Source organism: uncultured Duncaniella sp. (assembly GCF_910577345.1).
Classification (GTDB): Bacteria; Bacteroidota; Bacteroidia; order Bacteroidales; family Muribaculaceae; genus Duncaniella.
Genome location: NZ_CAJTMT010000032.1, coordinates 13,345 through 35,674, shown reverse-complemented (window position 1 = coordinate 35,674; position 22,330 = coordinate 13,345). Strand labels below are relative to the sequence as shown.

Annotated in this window: 12 protein-coding genes and 1 pseudogene; 9 read left to right on the top strand and 4 right to left on the bottom strand. The window is 52.4% G+C overall.

What is annotated here, in order from left to right; translation table 11 throughout:
• On the top strand, positions 1 to 329 hold a 329-nt coding region (locus QZ310_RS11590; RefSeq protein ID WP_297072954.1), incomplete at its 5' end, for a hypothetical protein.
• 224 nt (positions 330 to 553) lie between these two features.
• On the opposite strand, the gene QZ310_RS11585 is transcribed toward QZ310_RS11590, so the two are convergent.
• Positions 554 to 1,330, bottom strand: coding sequence for a hypothetical protein (locus tag QZ310_RS11585; protein ID WP_297072952.1), 777 nt, complete (start codon positions 1,328 to 1,330; stop codon positions 554 to 556).
• Between the two features lie 459 nt (positions 1,331 to 1,789).
• Between QZ310_RS11585 and QZ310_RS11580 the strand changes: the two genes are divergently transcribed.
• The 7 genes from QZ310_RS11580 (at position 1,790) to QZ310_RS11550 (ending at position 15,654) form a co-directional block, all read left to right on the top strand.
• Positions 1,790 to 2,671, top strand: a complete 882-nt coding sequence (locus tag QZ310_RS11580) for a TIM barrel protein (protein ID WP_297072950.1) — start codon at positions 1,790 to 1,792, stop codon at positions 2,669 to 2,671.
• Between the two features lie 71 nt (positions 2,672 to 2,742).
• Positions 2,743 to 4,233 (top strand): DUF4992 family lipoprotein, encoded by a 1,491-nt coding sequence (locus QZ310_RS11575; protein ID WP_297072948.1) that lies wholly within the window; start codon positions 2,743 to 2,745, stop codon positions 4,231 to 4,233.
• A gap of 21 nt (positions 4,234 to 4,254) precedes the next feature.
• On the top strand, positions 4,255 to 7,611 hold the full coding sequence (locus QZ310_RS11570) for a TonB-dependent receptor (protein WP_297072946.1): 3,357 nt from the start codon (positions 4,255 to 4,257) through the stop codon (positions 7,609 to 7,611).
• 12 nt (positions 7,612 to 7,623) lie between these two features.
• Positions 7,624 to 9,813, top strand: coding sequence for a RagB/SusD family nutrient uptake outer membrane protein (locus tag QZ310_RS11565; protein ID WP_297072944.1), 2,190 nt, complete (start codon positions 7,624 to 7,626; stop codon positions 9,811 to 9,813).
• Positions 9,814 to 10,054: 241 nt separating this feature from the next.
• Positions 10,055 to 11,755 carry a thrombospondin type 3 repeat-containing protein gene (locus QZ310_RS11560; RefSeq protein WP_297072961.1) on the top strand — a complete coding sequence of 567 codons (1,701 nt, stop codon included), beginning with the start codon at positions 10,055 to 10,057 and terminating at the stop codon, positions 11,753 to 11,755.
• A gap of 42 nt (positions 11,756 to 11,797) precedes the next feature.
• Positions 11,798 to 12,463: a DUF3826 domain-containing protein gene (locus tag QZ310_RS11555; RefSeq protein ID WP_297072959.1), complete on the top strand. Its 666-nt coding sequence runs from the start codon at positions 11,798 to 11,800 to the stop codon at positions 12,461 to 12,463.
• 110 nt (positions 12,464 to 12,573) lie between these two features.
• Positions 12,574 to 15,654 (top strand): DUF6298 domain-containing protein, encoded by a 3,081-nt coding sequence (locus QZ310_RS11550; protein WP_297072942.1) that lies wholly within the window; start codon positions 12,574 to 12,576, stop codon positions 15,652 to 15,654.
• A gap of 117 nt (positions 15,655 to 15,771) precedes the next feature.
• Here QZ310_RS11550 and QZ310_RS11545 read toward each other — a convergent pair whose 3' ends face one another.
• Entirely contained in the window at positions 15,772 to 17,076 is a 1,305-nt protein-coding gene (locus tag QZ310_RS11545; protein WP_297072940.1) for an acetylxylan esterase, read from the bottom strand.
• 173 nt (positions 17,077 to 17,249) lie between these two features.
• Here QZ310_RS11545 and QZ310_RS11540 point away from each other — a divergent pair, with 173 nt between their 5' ends.
• Positions 17,250 to 18,029: an immunoglobulin-like domain-containing protein gene (locus tag QZ310_RS11540; RefSeq protein WP_297072938.1), complete on the top strand. Its 780-nt coding sequence runs from the start codon at positions 17,250 to 17,252 to the stop codon at positions 18,027 to 18,029.
• Between the two features lie 183 nt (positions 18,030 to 18,212).
• On the opposite strand, the pseudogene QZ310_RS11535 reads toward QZ310_RS11540, so the two are convergent.
• Together QZ310_RS11535 and QZ310_RS11530 are read right to left on the bottom strand one after the other, a co-directional pair.
• A pseudogene (locus QZ310_RS11535) lies at positions 18,213 to 19,538 on the bottom strand (hypothetical protein); the annotation flags it as partial.
• A 20-nt stretch (positions 19,539 to 19,558) separates the two neighbouring features.
• Positions 19,559 to 22,327 carry an alpha-L-rhamnosidase gene (locus QZ310_RS11530; RefSeq protein ID WP_297072957.1) on the bottom strand — a complete coding sequence of 923 codons (2,769 nt, stop codon included), beginning with the start codon at positions 22,325 to 22,327 and terminating at the stop codon, positions 19,559 to 19,561.
• Positions 22,328 to 22,330 lie beyond the last annotated feature (3 nt).

The window sequence follows — 22,330 nt, the reverse complement described above, 5'->3', positions numbered from 1 at the left end:
CCTGCACATCTCCGCTACGCTCCGATGTACAGGGTTACGCAGAAATCGGTGTCCTACGGACACCCGCTCGCGCCTCCGGATGCACCCATGAACCTCCCGGCAGCTCCGCTCATGCCTCCGGATGCATCCCTGCTCCTCCCGGCATCTCCGCTCACGCCTCCGGATACACCCATGCACCTCCCGGCATCCACGCTCACGCCTCCGGATGCACCTCTGCCACTCCCAGCATCCCCGCTCACGTCACCGGATGCATCCATGCCGCTCCCGGCAGCTCCGCTCACGCCTCCGGATATACATATCTGCGTCCAACCTACAGGAGTAGTCCATAGTGCAGAGGTGGTCCGCTCGGTCGCAATTATCTACAGAGGTACATACAGGGGGCGGTCCGGATGGCAGACGCGGGTGTCCGCAGGACACCGATTTTTGCGTAACCCTGTACATCGGAGCGTAGCGGAGATGTGCAGGGATCATGGTAGCTATAATAAGTCAGGTGTCTGCTAAGACACCGATTTACCATCATCTATTTATTATAGATAGTCTATATACCACCAAACTAAGAAGTAAATCGATGTCCTGCGGACATCTCTGCTTTTTCTATTTCACTTTCCCTGCACATCTCCGCTGCGCTCCGATGTACAGGGTTACGCAGAAATCGGTGTCCTGCGGACACCCGCTCTCGTCTCCGGCTGTACCCATGCACAGCATTCGCCTGCGATCCTGCTTGGACACATTCCTCCTCAGCCATTTCTCGCGCACGGCATTCAGCCTGGACACATTCCTCTTTGGTCAGCTTTCGTGCGCGGCGTTCGGCTGCACGCTGACGGGCAAGGGCCGAGCGACGTACAGCCTCGTCAATCTCAGGCCGCAAGGAGAAGAACACGCACATCACATGCTCATCCGTATACCTGTGTTGCGGCTTATCCCCATCACGCAGATAAAGATTGATCCACTTCATGACAGGTTCAGCCCAACTGACAGCATGGCCAAGATCGAGATAAATCTGCTCCACCTTGGCTTTCAGTTTAGCATAATACTTCCTCGACACCGGCAAATCCCACTCCTCAGCCTTCTTCCTACCGGAACGTCCGCCAATGCCCCCACTGTCCATACCTTCCCCCTCTCCAACCAATCCCTCACAAGCCCTTGTTTTCACACTTTCAGCGTGCACACCTGTCAATGCCGGATGACACAATTCCCCATCCGCTACTGTTTTTGTGCCCATAACATCCGGATTTACTTCGACTCTATGACTGATTCCCCTACCTGTTTTGCAAGCATTCGCCTCTATGCCAAGATGGTGCTTTTTGCTTAGATTTTCTGACTTTTTCATGATATTACAATTTTTTCAGCAAAGATACCTCTCCATATACCATAAAAGATGCGATAATGCAAAATGCAGCGGGAAAATAACGATAAAAACAGACGGAAAGATGAGATATACAAGAAGCCACAAGATACAATAACAGCCACAAGGCGGCGAGGGCAAAAAAGATGCCCGATTTTTATGCTGTAAAACATATTTTTGGTAAAAGCAAAGTACAATAAGTGGGATAAGTGTTAATTTTTACACTTTTTATTTGAAAAATCATTTGTTTTTGTGAAAAAATATATATCTTTGCATCCGGTTACAGGTCCCTAAGTCACAATTCTAAAGAGAGTTTGACGTTCTCCCCGGGAAACGGGTCACTAAAAAGGCTCATTATTTCCAAAAGTCAAAAGCCGAGGTTTATTATTAATGTAGGCATTACAATAACACAGTATTTCAAAAATACCTTAAGTCCAAGTGACAATGAATCTAACTCGTTTATTCGGCCTTATGCTGATTGTGTTGCTGACGCTCCCGGCAGTTGCACACGAAAAGACAAGTGACCACCGCTACAAGGTGGCCGCGTGTGACTGGATGATGCTGAAACGTCAAAAAATCGGCTCATTCAAACTCATCAAAGAACTGAAAGGCGACGGAGTCGAAATGGATGTCGGTGGACTCGGCACCCGTGACACGTTTGACAACAAATTCCACCAGCCCCATTTCCGTAAACTTTTCCGTGAGACTGCCGACAGCCTTCGCGTCAAGGTTCCCTCAGTGGCCATGTCGGGCTTCTTCGGACAATCATTCCTCACCCACCACAACTACAAGGCTCTTATCGAAGACTGTCTGTCGACAATGCGCGCGATGGACGCCAAAGTTGCGTTCCTCCCCCTCGGTGGCATCAAGGAGGACTGGACCGTAGCAGGCCCCGCACGCAAGGAACTCGTCAAACGCCTGCATGTGGCCGGTGTCATGGCCGAGGCCGATGGTGCCGTCATCGGCATCCGCACCAATCTCCCCGCCAAGGAAAATCTGAAACTGCTGAAAGAAATCAACTCTCCGGGCATAAAAATCTACTACAATCTTCAGGACGACCTCGACGCAGGCCGCAATCCGGTGAAGGAACTGCGCGCGCTCGGCAAAAAGAACATCTGCCAGATTCATCTGAGCAACACCGACGGCTTCAATCTTCAGGATGACCCCGCCGTCGACCTCCCTGCCATCAAGGATACGCTCGACAAAATGGGCTGGGAAGGATGGCTCGTCGTCGAGAGATCGAGAGACCCCGGCAAGGTGAGAGACGTCAAATACAACTTCGGCAGAAACATCGAATATATTAAAAAGGTGTTTCAGGCCGAATAAAGTATCCGTCAATCAAATACAGCAAATAGAAATAACCAATAATTATTAACCAAAACTATCAATCAAGAACCATGAACTACAGAATCAAATGGCTCAGTGGCGCTTGCTGCACCTCCATGATGTTAGCTCTCGTGATCTCTTGCGCCGAAGGCGTGGACGATAGCGAACGTTTCAGTCCCGGAGCAGGTGTGACCAATGCCCAATTGGAGGCACCGAAGCTTGAGCTGGAAAACTTCAAGGTACAGACAGCCGGTGACGGCTCTCAAAGTGTTGATGTTTCCTGGCCCGTTGTATTCGGTGCGGGAGGATATCTCGCCAACGTCAGCATTGTCAATGATCCCGAAAACCCTATCGCCGTGGTGAAAGACAGCGTCATTGACGGCTGCCACTTCTCGTTCAAGCGCGAGATAGACACCAAATATGAAGTCAGCGTTGGAACACTGGGCAACGACAAACTAAACAACAAAGGTTCCGTCACGCCCTCAACTGTGGCTTACAGCACTATGCTTCCTGCAACAACCATCCCCGCCGGCATGGAAATTTCTCAATTTATCGCCGAGAATCTTCCTGCCAATTCAACAGACGAGATTGCATTCGAGCTAATCGCCGGCGAGACTTATAACCTCACAGGTAATGCTGACTTAAAGGTAGCAAACGTAACTATCCGTGGCGACCGTTACAACCGCCCGCTCGTTGTTGTCAAGGATCAAGGAGCATTCGTCAACCAAAATGGACTTACTCTCCGCTACATCGATTTTGACATGACAGAAGCCCCTCTTACCAGTCTTATCATCATCAATGGAGATGCTGATGCACGATTCTCGACTGAGGCTCTTGGTCTTAAGGCCTTATCAGGCGACGTAAAGGACGGCTATATCGTCATGAACCCCGTAGCCATAGAGTCTTGCAACCTCCGCAACGTCCCCTCCAGTCTTATCGCGACAGGCAAGGTCAATGAAGGTACATCAGGTTGGGCATTCAAGAACCTACGTATCGACAACTGCGTCGTTCAGTTCAACAAAGCCAACGCCAAACCCGCAATCAGCCTTGAGGACAACTGGGGCTTCGCCGGCATTGAGAGAATGACTCTTACAAAAAGTACATTCTACAATCTTGCTGACTACAAATGCCGCTTCCTCCGCTACGGAGTCCGTATGCAACCAGAAAAAGCGTTCGGCCCCGGTGCTACAACCGAACACTCAATCACATATTGCACGTTCTACAAAACTTTCACCGGTGATAAGTTTGCGAACAATATGGACAACAGCCGTCTCGTAGCCACAATCAACCACTGCATTTTCTACGACATCAACCGTCTTGATGAGTACTGTTTCCGCAACGGTACAAGCCAAATATCATCCAATAATGTGTCATGGCTTGCAGGTAGCGATGCAAAGCTCCACAACAATGTCACTAAGATGTCAGAAGAAGTGGATCCTGATTTCGCCGGACCAACAACAGAAATGTTCAACCTCGACGAAGCCAAGGGTGGTGTCAACTTCCGTCCGCAAGCAGCCATCTGTGTCGAGAATAAGATTGGCGACCCACGTTGGTTTGAATAAACACCTTAAATATATAGACAAATGAAACACTGTATAGCAAAAATAAGCCTCGTCCTATTTGCGCTTCTGATGGCCATTCCCGCGTTCGCGCAAGACGTATTGTATCAGGCCACAGTCACTGACTCACAGGCCGAGCCTCTGATCGGTGCCACAGTTCGTGTTGTTGACACTGATATCGTCACCATCACCGACATCGATGGTAACTTCTCTATCAAAGTGCCCAAGGGTGGTAAAGTGGAGGTGTCATATATTGGCTATCTTCCCATGACAATCACCGATTTCAACATCAAAGAAATTGTCCTTCAGGAAGACAGCCAGAGTCTTGATGAAGTCGTTGTTGTCGGCTACGGCACACAGAAGAAAGCTCACCTCACCGGTGCTATTTCGACTGTAGCAATGGATGACATCAAAGATCTTGCTGACGGCAATCTTGCCTCATCACTTAGCGGTCTCGTCAATGGCCTTAGTGTCAGCGGTGGTGAAAGCCAGCCCGGTACTAATGCACAGATGTTTGTCCGCGGCGCTCGTACCATCGGTGAGATTGGTGTAAAAACACAGGAACCTCTGTTCGTGATTGACGGCGTGGTCTACAACAACTCTGTCAAAATCGGTAATCTCGATAATCAGAATCTTGGTGCTGAAGCCTTCAATAACCTCGACCCCAACGACGTTGAGAGCATCACAGTGCTCAAGGACGCATCAGCAGCCGTTTACGGTTCGCGTGCGGCCAACGGCGTAATCCTCGTGACCACCAAGAAAGGTAAGCTCGGAGAACCCGTCATCAGCTACAGCGGCACCTTCGGTTTCACCGACGCCATCTCCAACCCCAAGATGCTCAGCGCATACGACTACGGCCGCCTCTATAACGCGATGGCCGCAGCCGATCCCACCAACACCACCCTCAACCGTCGCACAGCCCTCTTTCAGGCTGACGAACTCAACGCAATGCGCAACCTCAACTACGATCTTCTTGAAGACAACTGGAAAACAGGTTTTACAATGAAGCACAACGTTGGCATCAGCGGTGCAACCGAAAAGGCAAACTATTATGCCAACATCGGTTACTTCGATCAGGACGGTAATCTTGGAAAGCTCGACTATGACCGTTGGAACTATCGCGCAGGCGTTGACGTAACCCTCAAAAAATGGGTCAAAGCCTCACTTCAGATTTCAGGTGACTACGGCAACAAGAACAAACCCCTCGTGAAAGTCGGCGGTTCCAGCGATGAAAAGGCTTATAACCTTCTCCTCACCCACCCGCGTTACATCCCTGAGAGTGTCAACGGTTATCCCATCGCCACTTACGGCCCCACTAACTCACAAGTCGATCAGAATCAGAACTACAATCACACAGTGCTCCAGAATAGCGGAGACTACAGCCGTAATAAGACCTCAAACTTCCAAGTCAACACCAGCCTCGAACTTGATTTCGGATTCTTCTCCCCGCTTCAGGGACTCAAGGCCCGTTTCAGCTATGCCAAGACAATCAATAACTCCAAGACAAACGAGTTTGGTTCATCGTATGACCTCTATATGATGAATGTCCGTTCCGGTTCTGGCAACCACCTGTACACTCCTATTGCAGGTGAGGAAGATTCCTACAATGCCCTCTTGAATTCCTCCAACTTTGTCCTCGCCAACGGAGGTGTTCCGGTCCCCAATGGTCAGGAAGGTGGCTATCTCAGCCGTACTATGGACCGCGCTGACAGCTATCAGATGAACTTCACACTCACCTACAACCGTGATTTCAACAACCATTCTGTCAATGCACTTTTCGGCATAGAAAAATCTGAGTTTGAAAGCGAATGGCTTGAAGGTATGGTTACTTATCCTTATGAATTCGGTACCGGACAGTCCAACTCTGTCAATCAGCAGAGTAAGCCGACCACAAACTTCACTCGTTCAGAGGCCGGTTCACTTTCCTACATTTTCCGTGCCAACTATGCCTACAACAACCGCTATCTTCTCGAATTCCTTCTCCGTATCGATTCATCGACCAAGTTTGCTCCCGAAAACTACTGGGGTAAATTCCCCTCTGTATCAGCAGGCTGGATTATTTCAGAAGAAGACTGGTTCCGCAACGCTGTCAGTTGGATAGACTACCTCAAAATCCGTGCATCCTACGGTCTCACCGGTCGTGACAATACCAACGCATGGCAGTGGATGCAGACCTACGGAACTGACCTTGACAAAGGCCCTGTGTTCGGCTTCGGTAACACCATCCAGTCAGGTTCAAACATTAAGGTCAATGACGCTTCAGCCGTAAACCGCAACGCCCACTGGGACAAGAGCAGCAAGTTCAACGCAGGTATTGACTTAAATCTTTTCCATAGCCGCCTCAGCGTAGGTCTCGATGCTTACTACACCTGGGACCGTGAAATGCTCATGCCATTCACATCCGGATCCGGTGTCCCCGGCCTCGTAGGTATCGCATCCGCTCCTATGAACTACGGCAAAATGGATCTCTATGGTGCCGAACTTTCAGTCAACTGGCGTGGTAACATCGGCAAGGACTTCAGCTACCGCATTGGCATGAATACCGGTCTCTCTGACAACAAAGTCATCCTTATCCCCTGGCAGACAGAATATCTCTACCGCCAGCAGACCAAGGGTCACCGTGCAGATGTAGGCACATGGGGTATGCAATGTCTCGGCATGTTCCGCAGCTTCCAGGACATTGATGAGTACTTCGCAAAGTACAACATCACTTCCTACATGGGTATGAGCAAAGACCAGGTACGTCCCGGTATGCTCATTTTCAAGGACGTTCGCGGTCCCCAGCAGCCTGATGGAACGTATGCAGCTCCTGACGGTGTAGTTGACAAAGACAACGACCAAGTTCAGCTCTCAAGTCGTTCAAATCCCTATGGTATGACCTTCAACCTCGGTGCCAACTACAAGAACTTCTCACTTACCGCTCAGATCAGCGCACAATGGGGTGGCTACACAACAATGCCCGGTAAATCAATCTCAACCAGCATCAATGACATGCAGTATACCAATATGCCGTCATTCTGGAATCCGGACAATGTATATGTCTACGAAGACATATACGACGCACAAGGCCGTCTGCTTCTCGAAGCAAACCGCGATGCCTACTACCCCAACCCCAACTGGTCAATCAACAGCACTGCATCTACATTCTGGCGCATCAGTGCAGCAAGCGCACGTCTCACACGTCTGACACTTGCCTACTCGATTCCCTCAAAGCTCACAAAGGTGGTAGGAATCAACTCTGCACGAGTAAATGTTACCGGACAGAACCTTCTCAACTTCTATAATCCCTACCCCGATCATTTCATGAGCCCGATGGCCGGTACATACGGTAACTATCCCAACCTCCGTAAATTCACTGTCGGTGTTAATCTCACATTCTAATATCCATACAATATGAAATTAAAATCATATATCATAACAGCGGCTGCATGTCTGGCATTTTCTTCATGTTCCGACGACTTCATGAAGGATATGAAAAACTATCAGTCAACTACACCCGAGGCATACAACTATCGTTCGGGTGCCAACGGTCGTCTTCAGGACCTTTACATGCTCGCGCTCCCCTATACTTACAACGGAGCATTACCCTATCTCTCCCCGAGTTCAGGCGAGGCAGACGACATGTCAAAGAGTACAGAAGAGTACAGCGGTTTCGGAGCATTCGTGAATCCGCAGATTGAATTAACTTCAATGTCTAATACAAACTCTGTATTGGATTTCTTCCAAGGTCAGGCCAACAAAATACGAAACTCAGCATGGGGACGTATCCGTGACATCAACGATTTCATCAACGGAGTGACCGGAAGCACACTAAGCGAGGAAGACAAGGCTGAGTTTCTCGGTCAGGCATACTTTCTCCGTGCATGGAGCTACTATCTGATGTTCAAATGGTACGGCGGTGTACCTCTCGTCACCGATGTACTCGATCCGGTGCCGCAAATCGGTGTCCCTCGCTCCACAACCAAGCAGACCTATGATTTCATCATGAAAGACCTTGACATGGCAGCAACACTGCTCGATGGTAAGGTTGCCGGTCGCAACAACTACGAATATGGACGTCCGACAGTAGCTACTGTACTTGCTCTTAAAGGACGAATGATGGTTCTCTATGCAAGTCCGCTTTTCAACCGCACTAATGATAAGCAGCGATGGATCGATGCATATAATTTCTTCCTCACAGCAATTCCTGAAATCAACCGTTACGGCAACTATCTTGCCTACGAAGGTAACCCCGGCACTAACGCCTCCAACTGGGCGAAGATGTTCATTGACGGTGCTTCAGAGGCCAACCCGGAGGCTCTCTGGTTTGCTCAATACAATACCATCGCATCCGGTGGTACACCTGACTACTCTAAAAATAACCTCTGGGAGAACGGCCTGCGTCCGTCAAACAGCTTTGGCGGCGGCGGCAGAACTCCATCGGCAACAATGGTTGACCTTTTCCCGATGAAGGATGGCAAGCGTCCCTCAAGCTACAATAGCTATACAACGCTTAATCCCTCCGACATCGCCTATGACAGCAACCTTCCCTTCCTCAATCGTGACCCGCGTTTCTACCGTACATTCGCTTTCCCCGGAGTTTGCTGGGCATTCGAAGGTGACGCAGTCAACGCTGAAAGACACTATCCTTATGAGGGTAACAACTATCAGCTATGGAACTATGTATGGTATACTAAAGCCGAGGATCGTGATGACATTGAGAATGGTGACACTTATGGTCCTGATGGTCTTCTCGGTAACGTGAAGGGTATGTACATACGCAAGCGCACAGATGACCTCCACGTTTCAGGAGCTTATCGTTATGTCTTCTCTCAAGGCAACGGTTTCAAATTCTCTGCTGCCCCCGTCATTGAGATGCGCTACACTGAAGTTATCCTCAACTATGCCGAGGCCGCTTGCCAGGCCGGACATCCCGATGTGGCTGTAGAGCAGCTTAAGAAAGTACGTACCCGTGTAGGCTATACCGGCGACTGTGGTCTTCAGTCCAACCTCTTATCTGACGAGGCAGCTTGTATGGCAGCTATCCTCTACGAGCGTCAGATTGAATTCGCCTACGAAGGCAAGCGTTTTGACGACCTCCGTCGATGGATGCTCTTCGATGGCGGACAAGGTATTGTCTCCGGTGCACCTTCTACATGGCGACTTTCAGGCTGGGGTGGCAACACCTGTGCATATCTCGGATTTGAACCTCTCAACGGCACTCGCCGAGAAAACATGGAATTCTGCGTGCAAGACAAGTACAACGGAGGTCTTGGTGGTGACAAATTTGGCAGCGATGGATCAAATCCCGATCCTCTTAAAGACGTGGAACGTTGCGCCGCCGTTGACTATCGCAATGATCTCGAACCTCAGTTGACGACTCTTGCAGACTGGTATAATTCATATCTGGTGCGCAAAGAGAAAAAAGGTGACAGCTACGACTCAGACCATCAGCAGCTCTACCTCAATTTCCGCCCCAACTACTACTTCCCCGGTCTTTCATACGGAGCTATGACAGCCAATCCGACAATAGAGCAGACTATCGGATGGGACAACGTGGCAAACGGTGGTGCGGCAGGTACATTTGACCCCCTCGCAGAATAATCACTGATTTTTCAAGATAGAGTCGTGGGGAAAAGATGGTCCGACAGACCGGTTTTCCCCACGATTTTAACTCTAATTCACTTCCCGGCGTTAAACCGGAAATGCAATAGTCTGTCCAATGACAGGAATGTCGGTCTCACCGGCCTCACGACATCCGTCCAAGGACCAATCAATCAAACCCAATCCATTATTATTACTGATAGCAATGAATCGTCAAATCTCAACACTGGCCGTGGCAGCCATGATGGCAATCCCCGCGACAATGATGGCTCAGTATCCGCAGCTCACTCCGGAAGCCAAGCAGGACTACCAGACCATGATCACCGCTGCCCGCCAACACGCAGATTCCGCATGGGCAATCGCAAAGCCCATAGTTGAAAAAGAGGCGCGCGAAGGCCGCCCGTATGTGCCCTGGGCTTCCCGTCCCGATGACCTCGTCAAAGCCACAATTCCCGCATTCCCCGGCGCGGAAGGTGGAGGCATGTACTCTCCCGGTGGACGTGGCGGTAAAGTCATCACCGTCACCAACCTCAACGACAGCGGTCCCGGTTCATTCCGCTGGGCTTGCGAACAGGGCGGTGCGCGAATCATCGTCTTCAACGTGGCCGGCGTCATCAACCTCAAGACACCCCTCTATGTCCGTGCCCCCTACGTCACCATCGCAGGCCAGACAGCTCCCGGCGACGGTATCTGCATCGCAGGTGAGTCGTTCCAGGTCGATACCCACGACGTTGTCATCCGTCACATGCGTTTCCGTCGCGGCGACACCCGTGTCCACAACCGCGAGGACTCTTTCGGTGGCAACCCTGTCGGCAACATCATGATTGACCACTGCTCGGCAGAATGGGGTCTCGATGAAAATATCTCGTTCTACCGTCACATGTATGACCCCAGCGAGGGCCAGTATCAGACAACCGAACTGAAGCTCCCGACTGTCAACGTGACCATCCAGAACACCATCTCGGCCAAGGCTCTCGACACCTACAACCACGCTTTCGGTTCGACCCTCGGTGGCGAGAACAACATGTTCACCCGCAACCTCTGGGCAAGCAACTCGGGCCGCAACCCGTCAATCGGCTGGAACGGCGTGTTCAACTTCGTCAACAATGTCGTGTTCAACTGGGTACACCGTTCATCCGACGGTGGCGACTACACTGCCAAGTTCAACATGATAAACAACTACTACAAGCCCGGTCCCGCAACTCCCAAGGAGGGCAACATCGGTCACCGCTTCCTCAAACCCGAAGCCGGCCGCAGCAAACTTGACCACAAGGTCTATGGCCGCGTCTATGCCGAAGGCAACATCATGGAGGGCTACCCCGAAATCACTGCCGACAACTGGGCCGGAGGTATCCAGATAGAAACCGATCCCGATACCGGCGAGTTCACCGACTACATGCGCTCGAAGACTCCTTTCGAGATGCCCTACGTCCGCATCTCTTCGGCTGAGGATGCCTACGATTTCATTCTTAAGAATGTAGGTGCTACCATTCCTACCCGCGACATCATCGACGAGCGCATCATCGAGGAAGTCCGCACAGGTGTCCCCTACTACGACGAGAAGCTTGCCAAGAAGCACAACGGCGACACTTCCGGTCTTGCTGAGAAATCCCGTGCAGAGGACGGTTCGTTCAAATACCGCCGTCTCCCGAAGGATTCCTACAAGGTTGGTATCATCACCGACCCCATGCAGATGGGTGGCTATCCCGAATACAAAGGCACACCCCGCGTCGACACTGACGGCGACGGTATGCCCGACGAATGGGAAATCGCCAACGGTCTCAACCCCAACGATCCCTCGGATGCCAACGGAGACTGCACCGGCGACGGATATACCAACATTGAGAAATACATCAACGGTATCAGCACCAAAATCCGCGTTGACTGGTCGGATCTGAACAACAACTACGACACTCTCGCCGCAAAAGGCAAGGTGATGTAATCCAAACCACACCTCTATTTTCCCATACCCTACGTTATGAACATGTACAAATCCTGTATAGTCGGCTTACTGCTCTCGGCGCTCTCACTCAGCGCCGGAGCTGTCGAGCTGAACACTGAAGGACGCGACCCCGCCTACGTCGAGTCAATCGTCAAGCGTTCGCAGAAGATTGTCGACAAGCTCGGTCTCAACGACGACAACAAAGCCAAGGAGGTCACCAACATCATTGCCAACCGTTACTTCAAGCTCAACGACATCTACACCGTCCGCGACGAGAAGGTGAAAGCCGCCAAGGAAAGCCTCACCGGTGATGCGAAAAACGCAGCCGTACAGGCCGCCCAGAACGAGAAGGACGCCGCGCTCTACCGCTCCCACTTCGAGTTTCCGGCTGACCTTTCGCTCTATCTCACCCCCGAGCAGATTGATGCCGTGAAGGACGGAATGACCTACGGCGTTGTCAAGGTGACCTACGATTCACACCTCGACATGATTCCGACCCTCACCGACGAGGAGAAGGCACAGATTATGGCCTGGCTCATCGAGGCGCGCGAACTCGCCATTGACGCCGAGACTTCCAACAAGAAGCACGAGGTGTTCGGCAAGTACAAAGGCCGTATCAACAACTATCTCGCCAAACGCGGCTATGACCTCAAGAAAGAACGCGAGGCATGGTACGAACGTATCAAAGCCCGTGGAGGCACAATCTGACAGATATAATACTTAGCATAATGGCAGTGCTGAAATCACGTTGCTGATATTGACGGCAGGTGCTTTCAGCACTGATTTTATAAATGCACACCACATCAAAATCAAACATCATGAACAAGATATTCCTGTCCGTCGGCCTTCTCTCGCTGCTCTCCTTCAGTGCGCGCGCCGAGATGCCAATGACGGTCAAAGATGGAAAAATAAACTATGTGACCGATGAGCGTGGCAACCGCATCCTCGACTACTCAACCTGCGGCTACCGCAATTCATCGCAACCGATACCCGACGTGGCCACTGTCGTTTTCGTCCCCTGGAAAGCCGGCGACAACAGCGAGCGCATCCAGCGCGCCATCGACTATGCAGCCTCGCTTCCTGAAGGGAAGGATGGATTCAGAGGCGCAGTGCTTCTTGACAAAGGTGAATTCGAGATTTCCAGACCGCTCCGCATAGCGGCTTCCGGCGTTGTGCTCCGCGGTAGCAGCGAAACTGCCACCGTCATCAAGAAGACCGGAGTTGACCGTGGCGCGCTCATCTATGTCGAGGGTATTTTCAACCCCACTGTCACCGATACGCTTACCGTCACCGACAGCTATGTCCCCGTCAATGCCGGGAAACTCGACGTGAAGGGCAATGCAAAACTCAAGGCTGGCGACCGTGTGTTTGTCATGCGTCCGTCAACGGCTGAATGGATTGAGTCGATGGGTTGCGACATCTATGGAGGCGGTATCAGCGCCCTCGCATGGAAACCGACCGACATCGACATGCGCTGGGACCGCACTGTGACCGAAGCCACTCCCGGAAGCCTTACGCTTGACGCACCGCTCACAATGGCACTCGACAGCAAATGGGCCCAGACAACCGTCCTCCCCTATTCATGGCCAGGCCGCATCTCCGACATCGGCATCGAGAACATGACCCTCGTTTCGGACTACAACACAAAGTATCCCAAAGATGAGGACCACTGCTGGGACGGCATCTCAGTGGCCAACGCCGAGAACTGCTGGGTGCGCAAGGTTGATTTCAAGCATTTCGCAGGAAGCGCAGTCATCCTTCAGCCCACAGCATCGAAAATCACCGTCGAGGACTGTATCGCATCCGAGCCCGTGTCGGAAATCGGAGGTATGCGCCGCGCCGTCTTCCAGACACTCGGACAGCAGAACCTCTTCCAGCGCTGTCTCTCCAAGAACGGTATCAACGACTTCTCAGCCGGATTCATCGCTCCAGGTCCTAACGCCTTCGTGCAGTGTGAGGCCGAGGAAGCACTCGGATTCAGCGGTTCGGTCGACGCATGGGCACCCGGATTGCTCTTCGACGTTGTCAACATCGACGGCAATAACCTCACATACAAGAATCTCGGTCAGGACAAGAACGGCGCAGGCTGGAACACCGGCAACTCCCTCTTCTGGCAGTGTACGGCAGCCGAAATCGAGTGTTACACTCCTGCACCCGATGCCATAAACGCTGCCTACGGTTGCTGGGCGCAATTCTCAGGTGACGGCGAATGGGCGCAGTCCAACAATCATGTCCAGCCGCGAAGCTTCTTCTACGCACAGCTTACCGACCGTCTCGGAAGCGAGGTACCCGAATCGCAGTCGCGCATACTCCCGATGGCAACCAACGCAACAAGCAGCCCGACAGTCGAAGCGGCCATGCAACTTGCAAAGGAAGCCTACATCCCGCGTCTGACGCTTGAAAAATGGATTCAGGACGCACCTTTCACCGCCTCAGTGTCGGCTGAAGGTGTGAAATCAATCGACGACATCAAGTTCAAGGCCACCAAAACCACCCCTGCTCCCACCCACAGCTATGACATCGCCAACGGCCGCATGGTCATGGACGGCGCGGTCATGACAGGCGGACGCCACGAAGTGCCCTGGTGGAACGGTAAAATCAAGCACAACTATCTGCCGAAGGCCAAAGCCCACGTCACCCGCTTCGTCCCGAGCCGCGAGGGCCTCGGTCTGACCGACCGCATCGACTCCACGCTTGCCTACATGGTTGAGAACGACATTGCAGTCTTCGACCATAACTATGGACTCTGGTATGAGCGCCGCCGCGACGACCATGAGCGTATCCGCCGTCGTGACGGAGATGTCTGGGCACCTTTCTATGAGCAGCCCTTCGCCCGCAGCGGTCAGGGCACCGCATGGGACGGTCTCAGCAAATATGACCTCACCCGCCCCAACGCATGGTACTGGAGCCGCCTCGACGAGTTTGCCGACAAGGGTGCCGAGGCAGGAAAACTCCTCTTCAACGAGCACTATTTCCAGCACAACATCCTCGAAGCAGGAGCACACTGGGTCGACTCCCCCTGGCGTTCATCCAACAACATCAACGCAACAGACTTCCCCGAACCCGTACCCTTCGCAGGCGACAAGCGAATCTTCGTTGCAGATATGTTCTACGACGTCAACCACCCGACACGCCGTGAGCTTCACAAGAACTATATCCGCATGAACCTCGACAACTTCGCCGACGATCCCAACGTTGTCCACCTCATCAGCGCCGAGTTCACCGGTCCGCAGCACTTCGTTGAATTCTGGCTCGACGAGATTGCCGCATGGGAGAAGGAGACAGGTAAGGATGCGAAAGTGGCCCTCAGCACCACCAAGGATGTGCAGGATGCCATACTCGCCAATCCCAAATATGCCGATGTTGTCGACATCATCGACATCCGCTACTGGCACTACAAGACCGACGGCATCTATGCTCCCGAAGGTGGCAAGAATCTGGCACCGCGTCAGCACGCACGCAAGATGAAGGTCGGCAAGGTGACTTTCAAGGAAGCCTACAAAGCCGTCAGCGAATACCGCAACAAGTATCCTGAAAAGGCCGTCACCTACTATGCGCAGAACTATCCCGACATGGCCTGGGCCGTATTCATGGCAGGTGGTTCACTTGCAGGAATCCCCGTCAAGGACAGCGATTTCCTCAAAGCAGCCTCTGCGATGGAAATTGTCGGGACTGACAGCGATGACTTCAAACTCCTCAGAGGAAAAGATGGAATGATTGTCTACTCGCAGGGAGCGAATGCAATTCCCATCGACCTTCCGGCAGGAAAATACAGTGTCACCGCCTACAATCCCAAGTCGGGAGAATCGACAGTGGTCAACAAATCTGTCAAAATCTCCGCGCCCTACACTCTTGATACGTCCGACAAAGCAACAGTCTACTTCTTCAAGAAGCTCTAAGAAGTAAATTCATATACCGACAACAGAAATCCCGGATGGAAAAGTCTGTCATCATTGACTGATACTTTTCCATCCGGGACTTCTGTTGTCAGTTCTATTATATATGTATATATTCCGTTACTTCATTCCGAAAAGCTTCATCATCCACTCAACGGATTCGTCGTTGGTCTCCGGGAAGCGCCAGTGACCGCTCGTCGGGGTGACGGCAAGCCTCTTGGGTGCTGTTATGGCATTGTAGGCAGCGTAGGTCGAGGTCGGGGAACAGGTCTCGTCATTGAAGCCGAAAGAGTAAAAGACGGGGCATTTCACTCTCTTGGCAAAGTTCACGACATCGTAATACGGCAAGGTCTCTTCAGCACCTTTTGCCTCTTCCCTCCCACGGAAATATTTCGGCCAGCCTCCGGCACGACCGTTGAGGAAGCCGGTCAGATCGCAGAGCGCGGGATAGAAGGGGGAACAGGCTGTCACTTTCGGGTTCAAGGCGGCGGTGATGATTGACAAGGCACCACCCTGACTGCCACCGGTCACACCGACATTCTTGCCGTCCCAATCCGGGAGCGAACAGAGGAAGTCGATGCACCTCGCACATCCTGCATAGACGGATTTGTAGTAAAAACTGTCGGGCGACTCAATCCCTCGGCGGTTATAGTCATTCACGCGCTCCTTGGCGGCCTGAAATTCCTCTTCGCCAAGCTCGGGATCACAGCCGTCGTGGATATTGATGTTGAGATAAATGAAACCCATGTCGCTGTAAGCGGTGTAGGGAGTCGTGCGGTTCGCCCCTGCTCCGGGTGGACAGAAGAGCACCGGATGCTCCTTTCCGTCGCGCGGACGGGCAAGATAGCCGTAGATGTGGCGACCATTCGGGCCGACATTGATTTTCACTTTCGATACCTCGACCGTCTCGGTTGATTTTTCGGGCAATGGTGTGATTTCCGGCGCAAGGTCAACAGCCGCAGCCTCTTTCAATGCCTGTCGCCAGAATTTGTCGAAGTCCTTCGGGTCGGATATGAAGCTTTCAATTTTCTCAGGGTCGTAACCGACCTTTACTATATCGGAGTGGTTCTTGTCGTAGACGGTATATCGCAGATTGCAAGTCCTGAAGCCCGGTAAATTACGTGTGCCGAGGTCAATCGTGGCCTTACCTCCGAGAATCATTACGGAGTCCTTGCGTTCGGGGGGCATCATCTCATCCCCGACCGAATATCTTATCCAGACCGAATCCACGGGCAATCCTCCCTTGAAGGCTTGAACCGTGACGGTGGCGTTTTCGCCGGTACGGTAAATCCTGTCGGGATGGTCGGTGGTGACAAGCGATTCAAGATATGCTCTCTTCGGAGCAGAAAACTGAGCCTCAGCCACAGCTCCACCCATACATAGCGCCAAAAATAATGCGCTGAGTTTATTAATGTCGGTATTCATATTCATTCATGGTAAAATTTTTGAGTCTGAATGGCAGTTGCTCAAGCTAACGCAACAAGCCCTCTTCAATCCAACCGCAAATTTACGCATTTTATTGCAGGATATTTTCAGCAAAGGGCTTATAAGTCATTTTTTTGCGTATCTTTGTGGACTCACCAATCAAACCTTTAACAATGAAAAAGTCACTCTCTTCAATTCTGCTCCTCATCGCCATTATCATGGCAGGATGCACAACCGAAAAAATCGGGATGAACCCTACGGCCGACGGACGGGAAATGATGTATGAATGTCTCAGTTACCTCAAAGAGGGAGATGCAGAGAAAGCCAATGCAGTCATAGCTCCGTATCTTGAAATCTACACAAGCCGACCGCTGTCCGAAAGACTTGCCTTCTGCAAGGCGAGTTCGGAAAGCTATTGGTATGAAATGATCGGGAGCTCTGACGAAGGTTGGAAGGAATTTCTCGACAGAATCCGTCCGCTGATGGAATGGTATGTGCATTCAGGCACCGCACTCTCATCACTTCCCAACTTCAACAGGCTTCATGAATTTCAAGTGGCCACGATAGCTGAGGCTACACCTCCGGAACCGATAAGAATGGAAATAGAGAATCCCGACAGCATCAAAGCTCATGCAGATTCAATCGTCGTTAAAATCATTAATGAAACTGACGGCAAAGTGACCTTTGGAGAAATGTTCTGGCTTGAAAGGCAGGAGGGCAACGATTGGGTCACGGTTCCATACAATCCGGCCGGACCGGACGAAGCATCTGCGGTCTGGAATGCCGTGGCCTACATAATTTTTCCTCAATCCACCAGTCGGCATGTCGATCACACAGGGTTCTTCAACAAAAATCTCACTAAAGGGGACTACCGTCTCTGCCGGACAGTCAACCCCGACGATGACCGGACCCGCACAGACACCCTCCGGGCTGAATTCAGAATTTTGGAATAGGATAATAGGGAATCCAACGCTATTGTGAGCGAAGCCCTGAAGCCCGATCGGGCTTCAGGGCTTCGCTGCTAATGGGGAGGAGGGAGGAGCGGGGTGGTCGGACGAGTCGGACTGGTCAGACGGGTCCGACGAGTCCGACTGGTCGGGAAGCTTTGAGGGCCTGCCTGCTTATTTTTTCTGATAGCGGATGGCGTTGGCGGGGAGGTTTTCGCCGTTGGGGCCGAAGGAGAAGAGGGCTTCGTGGGGTTCGACTGTCACCTTCGATTCATCGAGTTTGGAGCGGTCAAGGCCGAAGGTCTCAATGAAGAAGTCATAGACGGCCTGACGTTTGTTGGGGCCGAAATCGTGACCTTCATTGGGGAGATGGACATTGGAGACTTTGTCCTTTGCGTCATAGAATCCGTAGATTCGCTGAATGTAGGGAAACTCATTCTCAGGAACAATGTTTGTCCAGTCCTTTCCGTCGGAGACGATGCGCATGGGGAGCGGAGCGAATGTGGCTGCAAGCTCGGCATTGCAGGTGTTGCCTCCGGCGCGCATGATGGGCATACCGCTCTCGCAAGGACAACCGCCGTCGAAATACGACGAGAGGCTTACGACAGGACACGAAGCGGTGTAGCGCGGGTCGATGACCGAAAGGAGGACTGACTGCGAACCGCCGCCGGAACCGCCATTGACACCCACGCGAGTCGGGTCGACATCCTTGCGCTCAATCATGAAATCAAGGATGGAAATGCCGTTGAGAGCCTGCACGACCTGCGCCTTGGAAGTATGATGTCCCTCGCTTCCGACCTGAAGGGCGGATTCGCCCCAACCGTAAAGGTCATAGTCCACGCAGATGGCGCCCATACGGGCAAGGGTGGCGAGGCGCTGCTGCTGCGCGGTGTTGTAGCGTCCGTTGCCGAAGTGACCATTGGGACAGATGATAAGCGGATGCTTTCCCTTGCCTGTCGGCGCATAGATTGACCCGCAGACATAGAGGCCGGGAAGTGTCTCAAGATAGAAATTCTGAACGGTGTAGCCGTCGAACTTCCTCACTTTTGAGAACACCGGCTTCGCACCTACACGCTGCGCGAGGGCATCGTCGATTGTGAGAAGTTCGCGCACCTGACGCTTGACAGAGTCGCGGCGCAATTCCCATGAATCCTTGTCGGAGTAGAGGGAGGTGAGCCATGCGACGAGCTTACGGCCATCGGCCTCGGTGCGACGCGGATATTCATATTTCTTAAGCTTGTATGTGGTGTCGTTCTGCTTCACGAACTTGAAGTCAAAAGGAACAAGCACATTGGTCAGTGATTCCTCGACCGAATAGGGGCGGATGCGCGAATCGGCGTAGGGAAGCACGAGACCGGTAGTGTCGATGTCGTATTTCAGACGCACATGGAAGCGTTCGCTGATTTCATTGAGAACTTCGCCGAGGGGACGGCGAAACTGGTTTTCAAAGGTATTCTGTGAAAAAGCGGGGAGCGCCATAAGCGCTGCCCCGAAAAGTATGCCTGCTGATTTCATTTTGCAGTTATAAGGATGGTTTACTTGATTTTTGAGGATAGGGTGTGTCGGCCTGACGACACTTTCACGGGTGAGAGCTGACCGGGCATGAACACATCGGCAGTCACGTTGGCCGGGAGAGTGATGTTGATGCTGAAATCATCACCATTGCGCGCCCATGCGACATCCACATCGCCGTAGAGGGTGGCAGTGCGTCCGTGGACACTCGTCAAATCTCCCACGACAGAGGGCTGAATGAGCAGATGCTGCATACCCGGACTTGAAAGGTCGGTCTTTATGCCCGCGAGCGAACGGAAGAGCCATTCGTCAATCTGACCCATCATGAAGTGGTTCCACGATGAACCTTGACGGGGATCCCACTGCTCGGTGAGGGTAGTGGCACCATACTGGAGCTGGAAACCGTAGCCGGGAGTGTCGTAGTGGTTGTGCATCTCATACATCAGCTCGTCAAGACCGTTGTCGGCAAGCGAGCGGAAGAGGAAGCGGTTGCCGACATCGCCGGTGGTGAGGCGGACGCCATGTTCGCGGATGTCGCCGACAAGATTGTCGATGACCGCCTGACGCTTCTCGTAGGGAACCATGCCGAGGAAAAGCGGGAAGGCATTGGAGGTCTGACTGCCTGTTCCGTAGTCGTTGGTCGCAGGGTCAAAGTACTTGCGGTTGAACGATTCGCGCACATTCTGAGCGAGGAGCCTGAAACGTGAGGCATCCTCATGCTTGCCGAGAAGTTCGGCTGCCTTTATCATATAGAGTATGTCCATATAATACTGAGCGGAAGCCACAAGTCCCACAGGAGTGTTGCGCGAGAAACCGGCCTTGAAATCGCCGTAGTCATACCAGTCGCCGAGGCCGAAATCAATCAGATTGTCCTCCGCACGGGTACCGAGATAGTCGAGATAGGCAACCATGTTGGGATAATACTCGCGTATCAGACTATCGTCACCGTAATTCTCATAATACATCCACGGCGAGATGATGAGCGTAGCACCCCATTCGGGAGATTCGGCGAAGCCTTCCATTCCGGGCCATTCGAAGATGACATATTGCGGAGCGACGGTCGGGACCATGCCGTTAGGACGCTGGCTGTCGGCAATGTCGCGGAGCACTTTCGGGATGTAGGAAGTGAGGTCATAGTTGTAGAAGAGGCTTGGGCCGTTGAGATGCACCTGCTCCAGCCATCCGAGTTTCTCACGGTGGGGACAGTCGGTGAAGACTGACTGCATGTTGCTTCTCTCGGCATTGCGGATGAGCTTGTGGGCCGCAGTGAAGATGGGGTTGGAACATTCAAACACGCTTCCCTCCTCAGCAGAGTTGTAGATGAAGCAGGAGGTGATATTCTCCACAACAGGAAGCCCGTAGGGATTATACTCTCCGGGGAACACCGCGCCTTCGAGCTGAATGTAGCGGAAACCGTAGTAGGAGAATCGCGGATGCCAAGTCTCAGGTTCGTAGCTGCGGAGAGTGTAGGTGTAGTAATGCTGACGGCCTGTCTGACGCTGATTGGCGGCATTTTCATCAGTGAGACTTTCGCTCACCACCATAGTCACGGTCTGGCCCGGTTTGCCCTGAAGGGTGATTTCGGGGAAACCCGCGAGGTTCTGACCCATGTCAAGAAGGATAGCCGAAGGATCGACAGTGCGTTTGGTCGACTTACATGCAGCCTCGACCTCAGAAGGTGTCAGCTTGTGTCGTGTCTTGACAGGAAAATGCTCCATAATCTTAACCGGAGGAGCCATCTGGGGGGTCAGCTTGCCTTTGGGTGCGCGCTGCACGACCACAGGCTTCCAGGCACTGTCGTTGAACCCGGCTTTATTCCAACCCGGCTGTTCAAGACGCGCGTCGTAGTCCTCGCCACCATAGATGGAGTGGAAGGTGATGGGGCTGAGGTCATATTTCCAGTCATCGCCGGTGGTGATGACCTCCGAAGAGCCGTCGGTATAGTTGACCACCATTTTCAGCCACAATGTCTCCGGTCCGAAACCTACGAGCAGCTTACTGTAGCGCTTGCCACGCACGACGTTGTAGAAACCGTTGCCGAGAAGTACACCCATAGCGTTCTCACCACGGTGAAGCATAGAAGTGACATTGTAGGTGTTGAAATAGACAGTCTTGTCGTAGTCGCTCCAAAGAGGAGTGAACTCGCCGTCGCCGACCTTGTCGCCGTTGATTGAAAGTTCGTAGTGACCGAGACCGCAGACATAGACCGTAGCATCGGCGATTTTCTTGGGAAGGTCGAAATCAGTGCGGAGGATGATGCTGCGCGAGGCCATCGAATCGACACGTTCCCAAGCCTCCTTGATTTCGGGGACTTTCCACTTGTCGTAGGTATAATTTCGGCCCTCGGGCAACTTGGCGTCATCATAACTGATGGCTCCGATCCACTTTCCGTCGAGGAAAGCACGGTCGGGGGCGAGACGGAACTCCGCAGGCGCGCTCCATGCGGAGGCCTTCTTGTTCTGATCCCACACCTTGACACGCCATGAGTAGCGGGTCATCGGTTCGAGCTTCGGACCGCGATAGTCCACAAGCTGACTTTTGGGTGAAAGCACCTTCTTTGAGTTCCAGACAAGTTTCGACTTGCCTGCCTTCATCGAATAGACCTCAATCTGATAGGCCGACTGCATGTCGCCGTTGGCTCCAGAGAGTTGCCAACCGAAACGCGGAGTCTCGGTGTCGATGGCGAGGGGCGACTCCGTCATCTCGCAGGTCATGCGCGTCACGTCGAGCGCACTGACCTGCAAAGATGCGAGAAATAAGAGTGTGATATAAAGTATCTGCCTCATGTCAATTGT